Here is a 19,891-nt window from a genome sequence, read left to right as displayed (position 1 = left end):
GCTTAGATTCCGCTTGCGGCCTAAACCAATCGGCGATAGCGTGTAACAAAAGAGCGAAGAATTGGCTCAGTATTGGTTCAGGGAGGATGGGAATGCGGGTCGCGACTTTTTCGATCGCCGGCGAACGTCGCGTGGGTCTTGTCGATCTTGATGCTGAGACAATCGCGCCTTTCGATATTTCCGTCGACCAGGCCAGATCCGGCATCCTGGCCCTGATCGAGCGCAATGGCGCCGGCATGCCGCGCACCCTGTCGCCGATCCCGTTGGCGCAGGTCGAGATCGAGGCGCCGATCCCGCAGCCGCGCCGCAACATCTTCTGCGTCGGCAAGAATTATCACGAGCATGCGCATGAGTTCGCCCGCAGCGGCTTCGATTCCAGCGCCGGCGCCGGCGCGATCCCGAAGCATCCGATCATCTTTTCCAAAGTGCCTGAATCGGTCGTCGCCAACCATGCCAGCGTGCTGATCGATCCGTCGGTCTCGACGGCCATAGACTACGAGGCGGAGCTGGCCGTCATCATCGGCAAGGGCGGGCGCGGCATTTCCAGGGAAGAGGCGCTCGACCACGTCTGGGGCTATACCATCGTCAACGACGTCACCGCGCGCGACCTGCAGGGCAAGTACAGCCAGTGGCTGATCGGCAAATCGCAGGACACATTCTGCCCGATGGGGCCATGGGCGGTGACCAGGGACGAGCTTGACCTGTCGACCGCCGGCATCAGGTGTTTCGTCAACGAGGACCTACGCCAGGATTCCCGCATATCGCTGCTGATCTTCGACATCCCGACCATCATCGCCACGCTGTCGCAAGGCATCACGCTGAGGCCCGGCGACATCATCGCTACCGGCACGCCGGTCGGTGTCGGCATTGGCTTCGATCCGCCGAAATACCTCAAGGCCGGCGACGTCGTGCGCATCGAGATCGACGGCATCGGCACGCTGGAAAACCGCTTTGCGGAGCATGTGCAATGACGACGGTGACGGTTGGCCAGGTCGTTGCGGAAGTCGTGGGCGAAGGCACTGCCGTGGTGATGATCCATGGTCTCGGCGGCACGTCCAACATGTTCCAGCCGCAGATGGCGGCACTTTCCGGCTACCGCGTCATCCGGCTCGACCTGCCGGGTTCGGGCCGTTCGCCGCGACCGATCGAACCGCTGACCATTGAAGGCATGAGCGAGGCCGTCATTCGCGCCATGGCCGGCATGGGGGTCACATCGGCGCATTTCGTCGGACATTCGATGGGCACCATCGTTTGCCAGCAGATTGCGGCAGCGCAGCCTTCACTGGTCGCCTCTCTGGCACTGTTCGGCGCCCTGGCGGAACCGACCGAGGCGACCAGGCAAGGGTTCGGCAACCGGGCCCGGTTGGCGCGCTCGGGCGGCATCGCCGACATCGCCGACCAGATCGTCGCCAATGCGATTTCGGCGCACACCAGGGAAACTTCACCGGCCGCCGTCGCCTTCGTGCGGGAATCGATCACCCGCCAGGATCCGGAATCCTATGCCCGCACCTGCGAGGCGCTGGCCAAGGCAACCGCTGTCGATGCGAGAAGGATTTCGGCGCCGGCGCTGCTCGTCACCGGCGACGCCGACACCGTCAATCCACCCGGCGTCGGCCAGGCGCTTGCCGACAAGATCAAGGGGGCCATATTCTCCTCGCTTGATCGGTGCGGGCACTGGGCCACGGTGGAAAGCCCGCGCGAAAGCAGCTCGAAGCTCGCCGATTTTTTGAGACGGGTTGATAGGTGAGGATTTCTGATCGGGCGTAGAACTACGCGCTCGGCAAGTTGGGAGGCTTGTTATGGCAGACGACAGCTGGAACGCAAACGGCTCGGGCAGTACGCTCTTCACCAATGTGCGCGTGCTCGACGCGACAGGTGAATATCCCTACACCGGCGAAGTGCTGGTGCAGGGCAACCGCATCAAGCAGATCACCAAGGGCTCATCGCGCTTCGGCGCGCCTTCGTCTTCATCCTATGGTGGTGGTGCTACGGTGATCGACGGCATGGGCGCCACCCTGATGCCGGGTATGATCGACGCCCATCTGCATCTGTCCTGGAACAACGCGCCTGGCATCGATCCCATCCAGATGATGGAGGTCGAGGAGCACATGCTGGTCACCATGGAGATGGCCAAGCTGGTGCTCGACGCCGGCTTTACCGCCGGCCGGGGTGCCGCCGCCGCCAAGCCGCGCCTCGATGTCGTCGCCAAGAAATTCATCAACCAGGGTCGTTTCCCCGGACCGCGCTATCTCGCGGCGGGGCCGGAGATCACCACGGTCGGCGGCCTCGGCGATTCCGCGCCGTCGCACATTCCGCATGAGGGGCTCAATCTCGGCCTCGTCGTCTCCGGTCCGGAGGAAATCCGCCGCACCGTGCGCCAGCTGATCAAATACGGCGTCGATTCCATCAAGTTGAACCTGTCGGGCGAGAGTATCACCGGCATGGGGGCCGAGGAGACGCCGATGTCGGAGGAGGAGGTCGCCATGGCCGCTTCCGAGGCGCGCTGCCGTAACAAGGTGCTGTCGGCGCATGCGCGCTCGTCCGGCTCGGTCAAGCAATGCGTCCGCCACGGCATCCAGAACATCTACCACGCCTCCTTCGCCGACGAGGAAGCGCTCGACATGCTCGAGGCGGTCAAGGACAAGCACTTCGTCGCGCCGGGCATCGCCTGGCTGATCAACACCGCGCGCCATGCCGAGCAATGGGGCATCAAGCCGGGCTCGCCGCTGTCGCTCGAATATGAGCGCGAACTCGAAATGTGCGTAGAGACGATGAAGAAGATGCACCGGCGCGGCATCCGCGTCTGCATCGGCGGCGACTACGGCTTTGCCTGGACGCCGCAGGGCACCAACGCCAAGGACATCCAGACCTTCGTCGAAATGCTCGGCTTCTCGCCGATGGAGGCGATCCAGGCCGGCACCAAATATGGCGGCCAGATCATGAACATGGGTGACGAGCTCGGCCTGATCAAGGAAGGCTATCTCGCCGACATCCTGCTGGTCGATGGCGACCCGATCTCGGATGTGCGCATCCTGCAGGACAAGAACCGCATCCTCGCCATCATGAAGGACGGCAAGTTCCACAAGGCGCCGCGCATGAACGAGCAGCGCCGGCGGCTGACTGCATGAGCCTGCTCGACCAGCCAACTTCGTCGTCGCTCTCAAGCGGCGGCATGACGCGCAGGCAGGCCTGGAGCCTCGTCGGCCTGCTTGCCGCGGCGATCGTCGCGTGGCTGGTCTTTGCTGTCTGGCCGGATTGGCTGAACGCGATCCTGATCTCGAAGAAAGCTTTCGTCAGCGCCATCCTCAACGGCATCACGCTGGCCGGCCTCTATTTCCTCGTCGCCAGCGGCTTCACGCTGATCTTCGGCCTGATGCGCAACGTCAATCTCGCGCATGGCTCGCTCTATCTGCTCGGCGCCTATATCGGCTACGAGGTCACCAACCGCACCGGCTACTGGCTGCTCGGCGTGGCCGCCGGTTTCGCCGTGCTGGCCATCGTCGGCGTCGTCATGCAGGTCTTCGTCTTCCGTCGCCTCGAAGGCGACGATCTTCGCCAGACCTTGGTCTCGATCGGCATTTCGATCGTCGCCGCCGATTTGATGCTCGCGGTGTGGGCCGGCGGCACGTACCAGATCACCACGCCGGAATGGCTTGACGGTGCCTTGACCTTGCCCGTCATCACCGCGGTCCGCTCCAACGGCGCCTCGGTCTTCCTCACCTATCCGCTCTACCGCGTCGTCGTGCTGGCCGCGGCGATCGTTATCGGCGTCGGCCTCTGGCTGATGCTGCACAAGACACGCGTCGGCATGATGATCCGCGCCGGCGTCGACGACCGCGCCATGCTGCAGGCATCCGGGGTCAACGTGCACGCGGTGTTCGCCATCGTCTTTGCCGTCGGCGCTGGCCTCGCCGGCTTTGCCGGCGTCGTCGGCGGTTCGGCGCTTTCGGTCGCGCCGGGCGAGGACGTCCGCTACCTCCTGGCCTCGCTGGTCGTCGTCATCGTCGGCGGCATGGGCTCGATCACTGGGGCCGCCATCGGCGCGCTGCTCATCGGTCTCGCCGAGCAGATCGGCCTCGTCTACTTCCCGACCTACGGCATCGTGCTGACCTTCGTCATCATGGTGGTGACGCTGGCGGTGCGCCCGCAAGGCATCATGGGGAAGGCGCGATGAGCCTGGCCATCGCCACCACCAGCGCCACGCAGCCGAACTGGCTGGAGAAGCTCGGCGCCGGCCACATCATCCTTGGTGTCGCACTGGTGCTCTATCCGCTGGTGGCATCCGATTTCTTCCTGACGCAGATCGGCGGCTATTCGCTGATCTTCGGCATGCTGGGCCTGTCGCTGATGCTGCTCGCCGGCTATGGCGGGATGGTCAGCCTGGCGCAGATCACGGTCGCCGGCATCTCCGCCTACGCCATCGCCATCCTGGGCAACAACAATTCCAGCATACTCGGCCTCGGCTGGCCGTGGTGGCTCGCGGTGCCGTTCGCGGTTCTGGCGGCGGCACTGGCATCGGCGTTGATCGGCTGGATCTCGGTGCGGACCGAGGGCATCTACACCATCATGATCACGCTGGCGATCGCCACCGCGACCTACTATTTCGCGCAGCAGAACTACGCCATCTTCAACGGTCATTCCGGCTATGCCGGTATCCGTGCGCCGGTGTTCTGGGGCATCGGCTGGCGTGACGCGAAACCATTCTACTACCTTTGCCTTGGCCTCGCGGTACTGTCCTATGCGGCGGTGCTCTACGGCTCGCGCTCGACCTTCGGCATTACCTTGCAGGCGATCCGCGACAACCCGCGCCGCATGCGCGCGCTTGGCTATCACGTCACCGCGCACAAGGTCGTCGCTTGGGCTCTGGCGGGCGTCATCGCAGGACTGGCGGGCGTGCTGCTGGTCTGGTTCAACGGCCGCGTCTCGCCCGGCACCATTGGCGTCGACGCGGCGATCGACGTGCTGATCATCGCCGTCATCGGCGGCCTGCGCCATCCGATCGGGCCGTTCCTTGGCGCGCTCGTCGTCGTCCTGATGCAGACCTTCGCCATCGACATCGTTGGTGCGGAGCGTTTCAACACGCTGATCGGCCTGGTGTTCCTGGTGATCGTCTTCGTCTCACCGGATGGAATTCTTGGGTTGTGGGGGAGGATCAAGCCACATCTTGCCCAGGAGTCCTTGCGTCCCGGCCCCTAGCAACCGGGATGGAATGAACCACTGCAAAACGAAATCAACGGGAGGAAAAATCATGAGGATGCATAGACGTACATTGCTCGCTTTGGCGGTGTTCACCGGGCTGACCGCGCCTTCGATGGCGCTGGCTGCCGACGACACCATCAAGATCGGCCTGCTCGCCACCTTCGAGGGACCGTTCACGGTGCTCGGCGAGGACGGCGAGCGCGGCGCCATGACCGCGATTGCGGAGATGAACGGCACCGTCGCCGGCAAGAAGATCGAGATCGTCAAGGGCTCGTCCGACGCCTCGCCCGACAGCGCCGTGCGCGCCGCACGCAAGCTGGTCGAGCAAGACGGCGTCAAGGTTCTGGTCGGCCCGCTCTCGGGCGACGAAGGCATTGCCGTCAAGGATTACGCCAAGACGCAGCCGAACGTGACCTTCATCAACGGCACCTCGGCCGCGCAGGACACGACATTGCGCGATCCGGCCGAAAATTTCTTCCGCTTCTCGACCGATGGCGCGCAGTGGATGGCCGGTCTCGGCACCTATGCCTTCAAGGACAAGGGCTACAAGAAGGTCGCCACCGTCGCCGAGGACTATTCCTTCCCCTACACGCAGGTCTTCGGCTTCATGGCCGAATTCTGCAAGGCCGGTGGCCACGTGCCGTCGAAGTCCTGGGTGCCGATCGGCAACAAGGACTTTTCCTCGGTCATCGCCGCCATTCCGGAAGATGTCGATGCGATCTATGTCGCGCTCGGCGGCGCCGATGCGGTCAACTTCCTGACCCAGTACCAGCAGGGCGGCGGCACCGCGCCGCTGATCGGCGGCTCGATCACCGTCGACCAGACGGTGCTGACTTCGAAGGGCAAGTTGAAGGACGTGCTGGAGGGCACGCCGTCGGCCGGCCCGACCGCCGATACCAACGATGCGCCGGCCTGGAAGGCCTTCGTCGAAGCCTACAAGAAGCAGCCGGGCGCGTTTCCCTCGCCCTCGCTCTTCGCCCATGGCTACTATGTCGACATGAAGGCGACGCTGCTTGGTCTCGACCAGGTCGGCGGCGATGTCTCCGACGGCGGCAAGAAGCTGCGCGAGGCGCTGTCGAAACTCTCCTTCGACACGCCGACCGGCAAGGTGTCGCTCGACAAGAACCGCAACGCCATCGCCGACATCTTCCTGACCGAAGTCACCGAAGGCGCCGACGGCAATCTCCTCAACAAGCTGGTCAAGGTCGTGCCGCAGGTCAACCAGACCCTCGGCATTCCCGAAGACGAGTTCATGAAGCTCGGCGCGGTCAACCGCGACAATCCGAGCTGCCCGTAACCGACGCCGAGTGCAGCCGCCAGTGACCGAAAGCTTCGCAGCAAACCGTCTCCAGAGCACCGGCGCCTATGCGCTGGAGCTCGATGGCGTGGCGCGGCATTTCGGGGCGCTGGTGGCGCTCTCGGGCATCACCATGAGGATCGCGGCCGGCGAGCGGCGCGCGGTCCTCGGCTCCAACGGCGCCGGCAAGACCACCCTGTTCAACGCCGTGACCGGCGATTTCCTGCCGACGGCGGGACGTATCCGCTTCTTCGGCGAGGACATCACCGACCTGCCGCCGCACGAGCGCATCCGGCGCGGCCTGCGCCGTACCTATCAGATCTCGCAATTGTTCAAGGGCCTGTCGGTCCTCGATTCCATCTTCCTCGCTTGCCGCGGCGTCTCGCGCCGACGCTTTTCGCTGCTGCGCCCGGCAACGACCGACGTCAACATGGTGCAGGCAGAATCGATCCTCAACGCCGTCCATCTCGAGGCCCTACGCGACACGCTGGTGGCGACGCTGAGCCACGGCCAGCAGCGCCAGCTGGAGATCGCTCTGGCGCTCGCCGGTGCGCCGCGTTTCATCCTGTTCGACGAACCGGCAGCCGGTCTTTCCCCGACCGAACGCCGCGACCTCGTCGCCATCCTCAGCGCACTGCCGAAGCATATCGGCTACATCATCATCGAGCACGATCTCGACGTGGCGCTGCGTGTCTCGGAATATGTCTCGATGATGCACAATGGCCGCCTGTTCAAGGAAGGCACGCCGCAGGAGATCGAAGCCGATCCCGAGGTGCAGGAGATCTATCTCGGGGGCAAGCATGGCTGAGCGTCCAGCCTCCTCCGGCAAGCCAACCAGGGCCATCCTCAGGATAGAAGACCTGCAGGTCTTCTATGGCGAGAGCCATGCGCTGCAGGGCGTCTCGCTGACGCTGGAAAGCGGCGTGCTGTCGGTGGTCGGCCGCAACGGCATGGGCAAGTCGACGCTCTGCAACACCATCGTCGGCCTGAAACGGGCGAAGTCAGGCTCGATCCGCGTCGATGGCCGCGAGATCACGTCACTCGAGCCGCACGAAATCCATCGCCTCGGGGTAGGCTATGTGCCGCAAGGCCGCCGCGTCTGGCCGAGCCTGACGGTCGACGAGCATCTGCGTCTCGCCGCCGGCAATCGGCGCGACGCCAGCTGGACCGTCGAGCGTGTCTACCAGACCTTTCCGCGTCTGGCCGAACGCCGCGGCAATGGCGGCTCGCAACTATCCGGCGGCGAACAGCAGATGCTGGCGATCTCGCGCGCGCTGCTCAGCGACCCAAAACTGCTGGTCATGGACGAGCCGACCGAAGGCCTGGCGCCTGTCATCGTCGACCAGGTCGAGCGCATGCTCGTCGATCTCGCCGCCGAAGGCGAGATGGCGGTTCTGGTGATCGAGCAGAACATCGGCGTGGCGACCGCCGTGTCGGACCAGGTCGCCATCATGGTCAACGGCCGCATCAACAGGCTGATGGACGCCAAGGCGCTCGCCGCCGATCGCGAATTGCAACAACGCCTGCTCGGTGTCGGACGCCATGCCGAGGAAGCGCAGGTCACGCCGGCGGAAGCCGCGCAAGCCAAGGAGCAACTGGCGGAAGTCTATCGCGTTGACCGCGCCGCCAACGGTTCGACCGAAGCGGTGCTACAGATTGGCGTCTATCGCCCTGTCACCGAATTGCCCAACCGCTGGAACGTGCCGGTGACCGAACTGCGCCAGGCGGCGGTCGAGAAAGCCTCGCCGCAGGACGATCTGAAGAAGGTCTTCGCCATCCCCTTTGCCGAGCGCATCGGCAGGACGGTGCTGGTCGCCGGCACCTTCGACACCAAGGGCAAGGAATTGCGCTTCGTCGCCGACCGGCTGAAGTCGCTCGGCCTGCCGGTACGCACCGTCGATCTGTCGACCTCGGGAAAACCGACCAGCGCCGATGTGCCGGCCATGCAGGTGGCCGGCATGCACCCGCGTGGCTCATCCGCCGTCTTCACCAATGATCGCGGCGGATCGGTCAGCGCCATGGCGGAAGCCTTCGCGCGCTGGATCGAACGCGAACCGGGCATCGGCGGCGTCATATCGGCCGGCGGTTCCGGCGGCACCACGCTGGCAACCGCGGGCATGCGGGTGCTGCCGGTCGGCATTCCCAAGCTGATGGTCTCGACGGTGGCAGCCGGCGATGTCGCCAAATATGTCGGCGGCGCCGATATCATGATGTTCCATTCGGTCGCCGATGTGCAGGGGCTGAACTCGATCACCGAACAGGTGCTCTCCAATGCCGCGCACGCCATGGCCGGCATGGTCGCGCAATTGCCCAACGCCGAGGCGTGGGAGGCAAAGCGCAAGCTGGCGCGGCCGGCCGTCGGCATCACCATGTTCGGCGTCACCACGCCTCTGGTGCAAGCTGTCACGAAACGACTTGAAGCCGACTATGACTGCCTGGTCTTCCATGCCACAGGCATCGGCGGGCGGGCCATGGAAAACCTCGGTGATTCCCGGCTGCTATCGGCCTTTCTCGATCTCACCACCACGGAAGTGGCCGACATGATCGTCGGCGGCGTCTTCCCGGCGACCGAGGATCGTTTTGGTGCGGCGATCCGCACCGGACTGCCCTATGTCGGCTCGGCCGGCGCACTCGACATGGTCAATTTCGGTCCTCGCGACAGCGTGCCGGAGAAATTCAGCAGCCGCAAATTCGTCATCCATAATCCCAACGTCACGCTGATGCGCACCACGCGCGACGAGAACCGCGCCTTCGGCGAATGGATCGGCGCGCGGCTCAATGCCATGAACGGCCCGGTGCGCTTCCTGCTGCCGGAAGGCGGTGTCTCGATGCTCGACGCGCCCGGCCAGCCCTTTCATGACCCGGAAGCCGACAACGCTTTGTTCGAGGCGATCGAGAAGACGGTTCGCCAGACACCTTTGCGCCATGTCGAACGGGTGCGGGCCAACATCAACGACACGCCTTTCGTCGACGCGGCGGTCGCTGCCCTCCACGCGATCACGCCGAAGCTGCAGAGGCGGGCATGAAGAATTGGACTTCGCCACCGTGCGGGTGGATGTTTGAAATCGGTCGCCTCGCGCCGGCCGCATCGTCTTGGGGAGGATAGATCATGGACGCGCAGACCTTTGGCGCTTTCCTGTTGTGGCTGATCGTTGCGGCGGTCGTCGTGGTGATCGCCGTCTACATCTTGCGGTGGCTCTACCGCCGCTCGACCAAGGAGACGGCGTTCGTGCGCACCGGCTTCATGGGCGAGAAGGTGGTGGTGAACGGCGGCGCCTTCGTCATCCCGGTGCTGCACGACATCACTCCGGTCAACATGAACGTGCTGCGCATCGAGGTGCGGCGCGAGGATGCTCTTGCGCTGATCACCCGCAACCGGATGCGCGTCGACCTGATCGCCGAGTTCTTCGTGCGCGTCGGCGCCAGCCGCGAACTGGTCGCCGCCGCCGCGCAGACGCTTGGCCGCCGCACGCTGCAGCCAGACAGCCTGCGCGAGCTGCTCGAAGGCAAGTTCGCCGGCGCCCTGCGCACGGTCGCCGCCCAGATGACGCTGGAAGAGATGCATGAACTGCGTGGCGACTACGCCGCCAAGGTGCGCCGGCTGGCCGAGGAGTCGCTCGCCGCCAATGGGCTTGAACTGGAAAGCGTCGCCATCGTCGATCTCGACCAGACCAGCCTCGAATATTTCGATCCGTCCAACGCCTTCGACGCCGAAGGCCTGACGCAGCTGACGGAATCGATCGAGACAAGGCGCCGCATGCGCAACGAGATCGAGCAGCGCACGCTGGTCGATATCCGCAACCAGAATCTCGACACCCAGCGCAAGGTGCTGGAGATCGACCGCGACACCGAATATGCCCGCCTCGAACAGGAGCGCGAGGTCGAGATCCGCCGCGCCGCGCAGCGGTCTGAACTCGCCATCGAGCGTGCGTTGCGCGACCAGGAATCCGAGCAGGCGCAGCTTTCGTCGCGTGAAGCCGTCGAGAAATCGCGGCTGAACCAGGAGCGCAACATCACCGAGGAGCGCATCAAGAGCGAAGAGGACACGCAGCGCCGCGAGATCGCGCGCCGCCGTTCGCTCGACGAGACCGAGATGAAGATGCGCGAGCTGACCGAGCGTGAGCAGATAGCGCTCGAACTGTCGCTGGAAAAGGCCCGCATCGAGCGCGAGGGCGCGCAAAGCAAGCTCGAGATCGAGCGCAAGAAACTGCTCGAGGTTGCCGAACTGGAGCGCCAGATTACGCTGGCCGAAAAAGCGCTGGAAGTGACCAAGGCCGAGGCCGAGAAGCGCCGCGCCGAGATCGTCGAGAACCAGGCAACCGAGACGGCGCGCATCGCGCAGGAACGCGTCGTCGACGAGGTCCGTATCGAACGCGAGCGTCATCTGGAAGCGCTGCAGATCGCCAAGCGCCAGGCTTTCGAGGAGGCCGAAATTTCGGCCAGCGAGGAGGTCGAGCGCGCCCGCATCACCACCGAACGTGGCATCGAGGAAGCGCGGCTGATCAAGGAGCGTGACATCAGGCAGCTCGGCGTCGACCGCGACCAGAAGATCGAGATCGCCGAGATCCAGAAGGCGATCGACATCGCCAAGAAGACGCAGGAACGCTCTTCCGCGATCGCGGCTTCCGAAGCGGTTCGCGCCAAGGCCGTCCAGGCAGAGGAACAGGCCTTTACGGCCCGCGAACGCGAGATCGCCGAGCGCCGCAAGCTGACCGACCTGATCGGCGCGCAACGCGAGGCCGAGCGCGAGGCGCTGCGCATCGTCTCCGCCGCGGATGCCGAGATGAAGGCGGCGAAGAGCCTGGCCGAGGCGCAGAAGATCGCCGCCGTCGCTTCGGCGGAGGCCGAGAAGATCCACGCCCTTGCCGCCGCCCAGCGCTACGAGGTCGATGCCGCTGGCCATCGCCAGCTCAACGAGGCCGAGAACATCCTTTCCGAGGCTGCGCGGGCAGGGCGTCTGCGCGGCAAACTGCTCGACCACATGGAAGGCATCATCCGCGAGAGCGTCAAGCCGATGGAGAAGATCGACGGCATCAAGATCCTGCATGTCGACGGCATCAACGGCGGCGCCGGCGGCAACCGCAACGTCACCGACGAGGTGATCGATTCCGCGCTGCGCTACCGCGTGCAGGCGCCGATGATCGACAATCTGATGAAGGAAATCGGCATCGAGGGCGGCTCGCTCGGCCGCATGACCGACGTGCTTCGCGACGCCAAGGATATTTCCAGCCTGACCCGCGACAAGAAGGGCAAGGGCAAGGCCGCCAAGGACGACGATGACGACCGCGATCACTGAGGTGAGGGCGGTGTTTCCTCGCGCTTCATTGGGCCGTGCGAGACGATGCCTTGCGCCTGATTGCCATGCTGCGTCGGTTCGCGATGATTGCCAAGTGGTTCCCCCACTCCGTCGCTGCTTCGCAGCGCCACCTCTCCCCGCTCCGGAGGGAGAGGAAGGGAGCCCGCCGTGGACGGTTCGCACCCTTCCTCTCCCCCGTCGATCGGGGGAGAGGTGTCGAGCGAAGCTCGACGGAGTGGGGGTCGATCTGGCGCGGCGCGAGACAATGCATACGCGGACTGCCATGCCCACCACCGGCCCGCAAGCATGACCAAGGTCTATGTCTCCTCTGTCATTCCCGCACCGGCAGCGGAGGTGTGGAAGCTCGTCCGCAACTTCAATGCACTGCCAAGCTGGGCGCCGTTCGTTGCCGACAGCCGCATCGAACAGAACGCGCAGCCCGACCAGATCGGCTGCATCAGAAGTTTCACGTTGAAGGACGGCGGGCGCATCCGCGAAAGACTGCTGGCGTTGTCCGACTACGATCTGTCCTGCAGCTACGCGATCCTGGAAAGTCCGATGGCGGTGGAGAACTATGTCGCCACGCTGTCGCTGACGCCGATCACCGACGGCAATTTGACGCTCGCCGAATGGCAGGCGGAGTTCGACTGCGCGCCGGATCGCGAGGCAGCCCTGATGCAGCAGATCGGCAATGGCGTGTTCCAGGCCGGCTTGACCGCGCTGAAGCACCGGTTCGGGCGCTGACGCCGGCCGATGGTCCAGGTCCGCCAGAGCACGATCATCGATGCGCCGGTCGACGAGGTCTGGGCGATCTTGCGCGATTTCAACGGCCATGATCGCTGGCATCCGGCGATCGCCTTCAGCGAGATCGAGGGCGGCGAGCCGGTCGATGCGGTAGGCTCGGTGCGCCACTTCAGGCTGAACGACGGCGGCGAGCTGCGCGAGCAATTGCTGGCGTTGTCCGACAAGGACCGCCGGCTGAGCTATTGCCTGCTCGAAGCGCCGCTGCCGCTGATGGGTTACGTCGCCTCGCTGCGGCTGAAGCCGGTGACCGACGGCAATGCCACCTTCTGGGAATGGAATTCCGAATTCCACCCGCCGGCGCATCGCCGCGACGAACTGGTCAAGCTGGTCACCGAAGGCATCTATCAGGCCGGCTTCGCGGCGGTGCGCAATCTTCTGCGGCGCGCAAACACAGGCTCGCCGGTCGAGACAAGGACGCTTCGGGTCGCGTCGCCACCATCCGTGGAGATGCCGCGTGCCGCCCCAATGGTCACATCCGGCCAGGCCGCAACGACCCGTGCGATCGTGGTCGAGCGCTATGGCGGCCCGGAAGAATTGCAGCTGCGGGAAATCGGCCTGCCACAAGCCGCGCCGAACGAGGTGCGGATCCGCCACACGGTGATCGGCGTCAACTTCATCGATGTTTATTGCCGCACCGGCTTTTTCGACCTCCTGCAGCTGCCTGGCGTGCCGGGCATGGAGGCCGTCGGCATCGTCGAAGCAGTTGGCTCGGCGGTGTCGGGTTTCTCCGCCGGCGACCGCGTCGCCTATGCCTGTCCGCCGGTTGGCGCTTACAGTGAGCGGCGCAACATGAGGCCCGAACTGCTGGTTCATCTCTCGGACGATATTCCGGACGAGATCGCCGCCGCCGGCCTGCTCAAGGGCGTCAGCGCCAGCTTCCTGCTGCATGATGTCCACGCCGTGAAACCGGGCGACATCGTCCTCATCCATGCGGCAGCCGGTGGCATCGGCCAGCTGCTGGTGCAATGGGCGCGCCACCTCGGCGCGACTGTCATCGCCACCGTGTCGAGCGACGACAAGGCGCGCATCGTCGAGCGTCTTGGCGCGCACCATGTCATCGTCTATTCCCGTGAGAATTTCACCGAGGCCGTCATGCGACTGACAGGGGGCAGGGGCGCCGATGTCGCCTATGATGCGGTCGGCAACGACACATTCGGCGGCTCGCTCGCGGCCCTTGCCGTGCGCGGCCATCTCGTCAGCTTTGGCCAGGCTTCGGGGCCGGTCGGCAATTGGGATATCGGCCGCTTCGCCTCCAAATCGCTCACCCTGTCGCGGCCCAACTACGCGCATTACACCGACACACCGGAAAAGCTCGCGCCGCACGTCGCCAGGTTCTTCCAGGCGCTTCGGCAAGGCGTGGTCAGGGTCGAGGCGCCGACCCGCTACACCCTTGCCGAGGCCGCCGATGCGCATCGCGATCTGGAATCCCGCCGCACCACCGGCGCGCTGGTTCTGCTGCCGTAATCTGATCGGCTGGTCAGCCGGTCGCGCTGGCGTAGATGTCGAGAACCTCCGTCACGCCAGCGACCAGCAATTCCCTGGCTTTGGGCGCCACGGATCCATTGGCCACCGCGCCGTAGAGATGGCCAAGGTACTGGCTGATGAGGGGAGAGGGGATGTCGCGGTCGCCAAGCGCCTGCATCAGCGCGCCCACGGCCTGTTGGGCGCCCGGCGCTGGCCAGTAATAGCGGATACGATCGCTGTAGGAGAAATGCCGTTCGATCCGCTGCTCGGCCTCGGTGCCGTGATAGTAATTCTTCCAGTTGCCGGGTGCCGCCAGCATCACGCGCTCCATCGCTGCCGGCAGGCTTTCCCGCGAGGCGTCGGGAGCGAGAATGTCGGCGATGTGGCTCAGGCCATAGAGCGCCTCGCGCAGCGCGAAGGTCAGCCACGGCCCGACCTTGAGGATGGCGAAGCCGTCATCGACCAGCGCGCTCAGTGCCGCCATCGGCTGGTAGTCGGTCGAATGGGCCTCGAAGACGAATTGCGGCAGGTCTCGCAACGTGCCGGCCAGCGCCCGCGCGCGCTCCGGTTGATAGGCGATAACGTCGGCATTGCCGAATTCGACACCAGGTTGCACGACGACGCCGATCGCCCGCGAAAAAGCCTGGTCGAGGCCGCGCTGGGCGAAAGCATCGCGGTGGATGCGCACCGTCTCGCGTGCCGCCTCCGGTGTGGTCACCGCCAGATGGTCCATCGCCTCAAGAGCGCCACCAGGCACCGGCACCTCCGTGCCGATGACATAGACCGGCTTGGCACGTTCAGTTCGTTCTGTGGCGGCCTCCGCCACCGCGGCCAGCTCGGCCGCACGCGCGGCAATCGTCGCGTCGGGCGGTGCGGCACCTTCGCCGGCGCAGCCCATGCTGGTGTCCAAATGGAGCTTGGTGAAGCCGGCCTCGGCATAGGCATCGACCATGCGCGACGCTTTCGCCATGGCTTCGGCTGCCGGCAGGTGTTTCCACGGATTGGGACCGAGATGGTCGCCGCCGAGCACCAGCCGGTCCAGCGGGAAGCCGACCTTTCCGGCGATCGCCTCGACGAAGCGGCGGAAATCCCCGGGTGTCATGCCGGTATAGCCGCCCTCGTGGTTCACCTGGTTGCAGGTGGCCTCGATCAGCACGTCGGCGCCGCGCGCCTTGCCATGGCGCAGCGCCGCCTCGATGACCAGCGGGTGGGCCGAGCAGATCGAGGCAATGCCGCAGCGCTCACCGGCCGCGCGACGCGCCGCGATCGCCGCCAGCCTGTCCGTCGCCTGGCTCATGCCGGCGCTCCGGTCTTGGCGGTCTCGATGAAGGCTTCGACGGCGGCAAGTGAGGCGATGCCCTCCATCGGTCCCTTCTTCGTCACCGCCAGCGCGCCGCAGCCATTGGCTATGCTGAGCGCTTTTTCAGGTGTCGCTCCACGCAGCCAGAAGGAGACGAAGGCGGCGGCAAAACAGTCACCGGCGCCGGTCGGATCGATTTCATCGACGGCGAAGCCGGGCGAAACGGTCCGCCCGGTCCGGTCGTAGTGAACGGCACCGTCAGCGCCTTTCTTGACCACCACGGTGGAAATGCCGCGTCCCAGCATCTCGCGCACCGCGCTTTCCTCGTCGGTCGCCTTGGCGAAGATGAACAGTTCCGGCCCGCTCGGCAGGAAAACGTCGGTCTTCGAGAGCACGAAGTGCAAGGCATCGCGCATGCCCGGCAGATCGAGCATCTCCTTGCGGATGTTGGGATCGAAGGAGACCGTGCCGCCGCGCGCCTTGACAGCCTCGATCCCGTTGCGCGCCACCTCGATCACCTCGGGCGAGAACAGCGAGGTGCCCATGACGTGAAAATGATCGGCGCCGGCCAGCAACGCGCGCGCCTCGGCGCCGATCTCGATCAGGCCGGCGGCACTTTGCTTGATGTTGTAGACGAAATGCCGGCTGCCATCCGCCTCGTAGGTAACGAAGGCGGTTCCGGTCGCCGCACCTTTATGCACCTTGATGGCTGAGATGTCGGCGCCGTCGGCACGCAGGCGCTCGATGTTCAAATGGCCGAAATCGTCATCGCCGACCGCCGCGATCAGCCCTGCCGGCTGGCCGAGCCGCGCCGCCTGGTCGATGAAGATCGCCGGCGCGCCGGATGGAAACGGGCCAACCAGCGGCCCGGGGGCAAGAAAGCTCTGGCCGATCCGCTCGGCCATGATCTCGACCAGGATCTCGCCGGCGCAAACCAGTTTCTTCATATCCTCACCATTCGCCGGCGGCGGGTTGCCGAATGCCATCCCTATTGCCATGCGCGCAAAACCTAGGTTGCCAATTTAAGAGCGTCAATAAATAATTTGACGCGCGCAATGGTTCTGCGTTGTACTGCAAACGCGAAAATTTGACTGATAAATTCGGTCAAGCAATGCTGCCTCACGGCAACGGTCGCAAGACTGATTCTGGCCAGACCGAAAAAGGACTGGCGAGCAAGGACGAGGGGGCCTGGAATATCGATGGCGGAGAAGACCCACCGTACCATGGATGATTTCGCCAGGGCGTCCGGCGTGTCGCGGCCGACCCTGTCGAAATATTTCGACGATCCGGCGAGCGTGAAGCCGGCGACGCGGGCGCGCATCGAGGCGGCATTGCGGTCGTCGGACTACCAGCCCAACGTTTTCGCGCGCAATCTCAATCGCAAGCGCACCCGCAATGTCGGCATCATCGTGCCGGCGCTCACCGATCCATTCTATGCCGAAATGGTCAGCCGCATCGAACTGCGCTGCCGCGACGAGGGCTTCTGGCCGATCGTCATCTCCTCGCACGGTTCGCCGAAACTGGAGGCGGAATCGGTCAGGACGCTGATGTCGCTGAAGGTCGCCGGCGCCATCGTCGCTCCCCTCGGATCGGTCTCCGAACCCGGCGTCTTCGAGCGGATGAGCGAGGACATTCCGATCGTCTATTTCGACACCTATATCGAGGGCGACACGCCGTTCGTCGGCAACGACAATCATCAGAGCACCTCGACCATCGTCGACTATCTCTGCCGGTCCGGCGAACCGCCTGTTTATGTCGACATCCCGCACGTCAATCACAATTCTCGCGAGCGCCTGCAGAGCTATATCGACACGATGCGAACCACTCGTCTGGAGCCGATCGTGCTCAAGGCGGCGGCCGACTACAGCTGGGATTTCGAGCGCATTGGCCATGAATGGATGGACAAGACGCTCGAGAATGGCGGCCTGCCGGCCCGCACGCTGCTCTGCGCCAATGACCGCCTCGCCTTCGGCGTCATGGCGGCCGCCTTTTCGCGCGGGCTGAAGATCGGTCGCCGGCCCGATTGCGACTTCCGTGTCGCCGCCCATGACGACCATCCGCTGAGCCGCTACACCTGTCCGGCGCTGACCACGATGGCGCAGGATTTCGCCACCATGGCCGGCCGCAGCGTCGAGATCTTGCTTGCCCTGCTGGACGAGGCCGATCCGCCCGGACAAGGCCTGGCACGCAACGTCAAGCTCGGCGCGACCTTGGTGATGCGTCAATCGGCCTGATCGGGCGTCTGCAACTGCAGCCAGGCCGCCGCCTCGCTCACCGCTTGCCGCGCGGCTTTGATGTGGCGACCCATCGAGACGAAGCCATGGATCTGCCCCGGCCACTGCCGCAAGACCAGCGGCACGCCGTCGGCCCGCAGGCGTTCGGCATAGGCTGTGCCTTCATCGGCAAGGATGTCGTGGCCGGCGACGGCGACAAACGCCGGTGCCGCGCCGGCAAGGCTTGACGCGAGCAGCGGCGAAACCCGCCAGTCCACGATGTCGTCGGGCGTTCGCACATAGTGGTCGCGGAACCAGGCCATGGTGGCGGCGGTGAGCCCGAAGCCGTTGCCGAAACGCCGGTAGCTGTCGGCCGTCTGGCGGGCATCGGTGTTGGGGTAGATGAGGACCTGGGCGGCAAGCGGCGGCGCCAGGCCGTCGCGGGAAAGCAAAGCCAGAACAGCGGCGAGGTTGCCGCCGGCGCTGTCGCCGGCCACAGTGATGCGGGCTGGATCGATGCCGAGTTCCCCGGCATTCTGCGCCATGAAGCGGAGCGTTGCCGCGCAATCGTCGAGCCCGGCCGGAAACTTGTGTTCCGGCGCCAGCCGGTAATCGGGGCAGACCACGATTGCATTGCCCAGATTGGCCAACCAACGGCAGATCTCGTCATGCGAGGAGAGATTGCCGATGACCCAGCCGCCGCCATGCAGATAGAGCATGGCGCGCGCTGCGGTCAGTGGCGCGCCGATGCCGCGATGGATGCGGATCGTGACCGGGCCGTTCGGCCCGTCGACCGTCAGCTGCACGGTTGATGCGACTGGCTCGTGCTCGCCTTGTTGCGCCGGGAACGAAGCGTTGTAGGCTGTCCGCGCGGCAGTCACGCTGCCGTTTTCAAACGGCTCGCCGGCGGTCGCACGGCCGATTTCGAGGGCGCGCAAGGCATCGGGGTCGAGCGTCATCGTTATCTCCGTGAAGCATTCCAGGAAAAGTGTGAAACGGTTTTCCGTCCGGATTTGCGTCAAAACAAGGATCATCGTTTCGGTGAAACGATGATCCGAGTCTAGGCGAGCAGGCTGCTTGCTTCGTCCTCGGTCAACAGCGCCGGCTGGGCGACATCGCCGGCAATGGCAACCGAGCTTTTCGTTTCGCCCGACTGCAGGATCGCCTCCATGATCTCCAGCACATGCAGTGCCAGATTGCCGGACGCGCGAGGCGTCGCACCAGTCGCGAGCGAGCGCACCAGGTCGGCGACGCCCAGCATGCGGTAATTGGCGCGGTCGGGCGCGGCGTAGGGCCAGTTGCGGGCGCCGTAGAGCTCGCCTTCGCTGGCGAAATCCTTCCACTCGGCGCCGCGTTCGGACAAGGAGACGGTGCCACCGAACGTGTCGGGATCGGGCAGGCGCAGCGAGCCTTCCGTGCCGTGCAATTCGATCGGATGGTTGGAGTGCTTGAAGACGTCCCACGAGGCACCGAAGGTGACGGTGGCGCCCGAGCGGAATTCGAGCAGCGACAGCACATTGGTCGGCGTACTGACCTTGAACGTCGTGTTCTTGAACGGTCCCTCGGCGGTGATCAGCCTTTCCTCCTGGCCCCGCGTTGCCATCGCCATGACGCGCGCGACCGGACCAAGCAGGTTGACCAGCATGGTAAGATAATAGGGGCCCATGTCGAACACCGGGCCGCCGCCCGGCTGGTAGTAGAATTGCGGGTTGGGATGCCAGTGCTCCATGCCGCGCCCCATCATGAAGGCGGTGCCGGTGACCGGGCGGCCAATGGCGCCCTCGTTCATCAGCCGGCGCGCGCGGCGTCCGGCGGCTCCGAGGAACGTGTCCGGCGCCGAGCCGAGCAGCACGCCGCGTTTGGCCGCCTCCGCCACCAGCCGGCGCCCGTCGCTGGCCGAAATCGCCAGCGGCTTTTCGGTGAAAACGTGCTTTCCGGCCGAAAGCGCCGAAAACGAAATGTCGAAATGCGCGGCGGGAATGGTCAGGTTGAGGACGAGATCGATCTCGGGGTCGGCCAGCAGCGCATCGACGCCGAGTGCCCGAATGCCATATTCCTTGGCCCGCAAACCCGCCATGTCGGCCGAAATATCGGCGCAGGCGCGCAACTCGATGCCACCGAAGAGGGCGGCATTGCGCAAATAGGTCATCGAGATGTTGCCACATCCGATGACACCGATTCCGAGTTTTTCCCTTGATCTTGCCTGCATTTAGATCGGTCCTCCCGATGCGGTTATGGTCTGCCGGATCCGCTGCGCCGGCAACGGATCGCTTTCGAAAGCGCTATACAACGTTTTAAATATTGACGCGCGTAAAATT

The 19,891-nt window shown here is 64.9% G+C and carries 16 protein-coding genes; 12 read left to right on the top strand and 4 right to left on the bottom strand.

All coding sequences use genetic code 11. The annotated features are described in order from the left end of the window. Positions 1–92 precede the first annotated feature (92 nt). The 11 genes from AC0NIH_RS28320 to AC0NIH_RS28270 all read left to right on the top strand — a co-directional run bounded on the left by AC0NIH_RS28320 (position 93) and on the right by AC0NIH_RS28270 (position 14,060). The gene (locus tag AC0NIH_RS28320; protein ID WP_473464153.1) at positions 93–971 is read left to right on the top strand and encodes a fumarylacetoacetate hydrolase family protein; all 879 of its coding nucleotides are present in this window, start codon (positions 93–95) and stop codon (positions 969–971) included. Then, on the top strand, positions 968–1,747 hold the full coding sequence (locus AC0NIH_RS28315; RefSeq protein WP_473464156.1) for an alpha/beta fold hydrolase: 780 nt from the start codon (positions 968–970) through the stop codon (positions 1,745–1,747). Before AC0NIH_RS28320 ends, AC0NIH_RS28315 begins: the two co-directional genes overlap by 4 nt. A 52-nt stretch (positions 1,748–1,799) precedes the next feature. Continuing rightward, positions 1,800–3,128: a metal-dependent hydrolase family protein gene (locus AC0NIH_RS28310; RefSeq protein ID WP_013896890.1), complete on the top strand. Its 1,329-nt coding sequence runs from the start codon at positions 1,800–1,802 to the stop codon at positions 3,126–3,128. Then, on the top strand, positions 3,125–4,174 hold the full coding sequence (locus AC0NIH_RS28305; protein WP_473464159.1) for a branched-chain amino acid ABC transporter permease: 1,050 nt from the start codon (positions 3,125–3,127) through the stop codon (positions 4,172–4,174). The genes AC0NIH_RS28310 and AC0NIH_RS28305 overlap by 4 nt, the downstream gene beginning before the upstream one ends. Then, positions 4,171–5,196, top strand: a complete 1,026-nt coding sequence (locus AC0NIH_RS28300) for a branched-chain amino acid ABC transporter permease (RefSeq protein ID WP_473464162.1) — start codon at positions 4,171–4,173, stop codon at positions 5,194–5,196. Before AC0NIH_RS28305 ends, AC0NIH_RS28300 begins: the two co-directional genes overlap by 4 nt. A 52-nt stretch (positions 5,197–5,248) precedes the next feature. Continuing rightward, entirely contained in the window at positions 5,249–6,496 is a 1,248-nt protein-coding gene (locus AC0NIH_RS28295) for an ABC transporter substrate-binding protein (RefSeq protein ID WP_473464165.1), read from the top strand. Between the two features lie 22 nt (positions 6,497–6,518). After that, the gene (locus tag AC0NIH_RS28290; RefSeq protein ID WP_473464168.1) at positions 6,519–7,304 is read left to right on the top strand and encodes an ABC transporter ATP-binding protein; all 786 of its coding nucleotides are present in this window, start codon (positions 6,519–6,521) and stop codon (positions 7,302–7,304) included. Next, entirely contained in the window at positions 7,297–9,522 is a 2,226-nt protein-coding gene (locus tag AC0NIH_RS28285; protein WP_473464170.1) for a Tm-1-like ATP-binding domain-containing protein, read from the top strand. Before AC0NIH_RS28290 ends, AC0NIH_RS28285 begins: the two co-directional genes overlap by 8 nt. 83 nt (positions 9,523–9,605) lie before the next feature. Then, a complete protein-coding gene (locus AC0NIH_RS28280) occupies positions 9,606–11,792 on the top strand; it encodes a flotillin domain-containing protein (protein ID WP_473464173.1) in 2,187 nt (728 codons plus the stop codon). A 306-nt stretch (positions 11,793–12,098) separates the two neighbouring features. Then, complete coding sequence (locus tag AC0NIH_RS28275) at positions 12,099–12,536, top strand: SRPBCC family protein (protein ID WP_352710354.1); 438 nt, start codon at positions 12,099–12,101, stop codon at positions 12,534–12,536. A 9-nt stretch (positions 12,537–12,545) separates the two neighbouring features. Further along, positions 12,546–14,060 (top strand): SRPBCC family protein, encoded by a 1,515-nt coding sequence (locus tag AC0NIH_RS28270; RefSeq protein ID WP_473464175.1) that lies wholly within the window; start codon positions 12,546–12,548, stop codon positions 14,058–14,060. A gap of 13 nt (positions 14,061–14,073) precedes the next feature. Here AC0NIH_RS28270 and AC0NIH_RS28265 read toward each other — a convergent pair whose 3' ends face one another. Together AC0NIH_RS28265 and AC0NIH_RS28260 are read right to left on the bottom strand one after the other, a co-directional pair. Next, entirely contained in the window at positions 14,074–15,357 is a 1,284-nt protein-coding gene (locus tag AC0NIH_RS28265; RefSeq protein WP_473464178.1) for a D-tagatose-bisphosphate aldolase, class II, non-catalytic subunit, read from the bottom strand. Further along, a complete protein-coding gene (locus tag AC0NIH_RS28260; protein ID WP_473464180.1) occupies positions 15,354–16,307 on the bottom strand; it encodes a tagatose kinase in 954 nt (317 codons plus the stop codon). The genes AC0NIH_RS28265 and AC0NIH_RS28260 overlap by 4 nt, the downstream gene beginning before the upstream one ends. A 252-nt stretch (positions 16,308–16,559) precedes the next feature. On the opposite strand from AC0NIH_RS28260, the gene AC0NIH_RS28255 reads away from it, so the two are divergent. Further along, on the top strand, positions 16,560–17,594 hold the full coding sequence (locus tag AC0NIH_RS28255; RefSeq protein ID WP_473464183.1) for a LacI family DNA-binding transcriptional regulator: 1,035 nt from the start codon (positions 16,560–16,562) through the stop codon (positions 17,592–17,594). Here AC0NIH_RS28255 and AC0NIH_RS28250 read toward each other — a convergent pair. Continuing rightward, entirely contained in the window at positions 17,582–18,532 is a 951-nt protein-coding gene (locus tag AC0NIH_RS28250; protein ID WP_473464186.1) for an alpha/beta hydrolase, read from the bottom strand. The genes AC0NIH_RS28255 and AC0NIH_RS28250 overlap by 13 nt on opposite strands. Before the next feature lie 101 nt (positions 18,533–18,633). Further along, a complete protein-coding gene (locus tag AC0NIH_RS28245) occupies positions 18,634–19,782 on the bottom strand; it encodes a Gfo/Idh/MocA family protein (protein WP_473464188.1) in 1,149 nt (382 codons plus the stop codon). Positions 19,783–19,891: the final 109 nt, after the last annotated feature.

The sequence above is a fragment of the Mesorhizobium sp. WSM1386 genome (assembly GCF_055901595.1).
The sequence above is the reverse complement of the archived record's forward strand: the minus strand, read 5'-3'. Positions and strand labels throughout refer to the sequence as shown.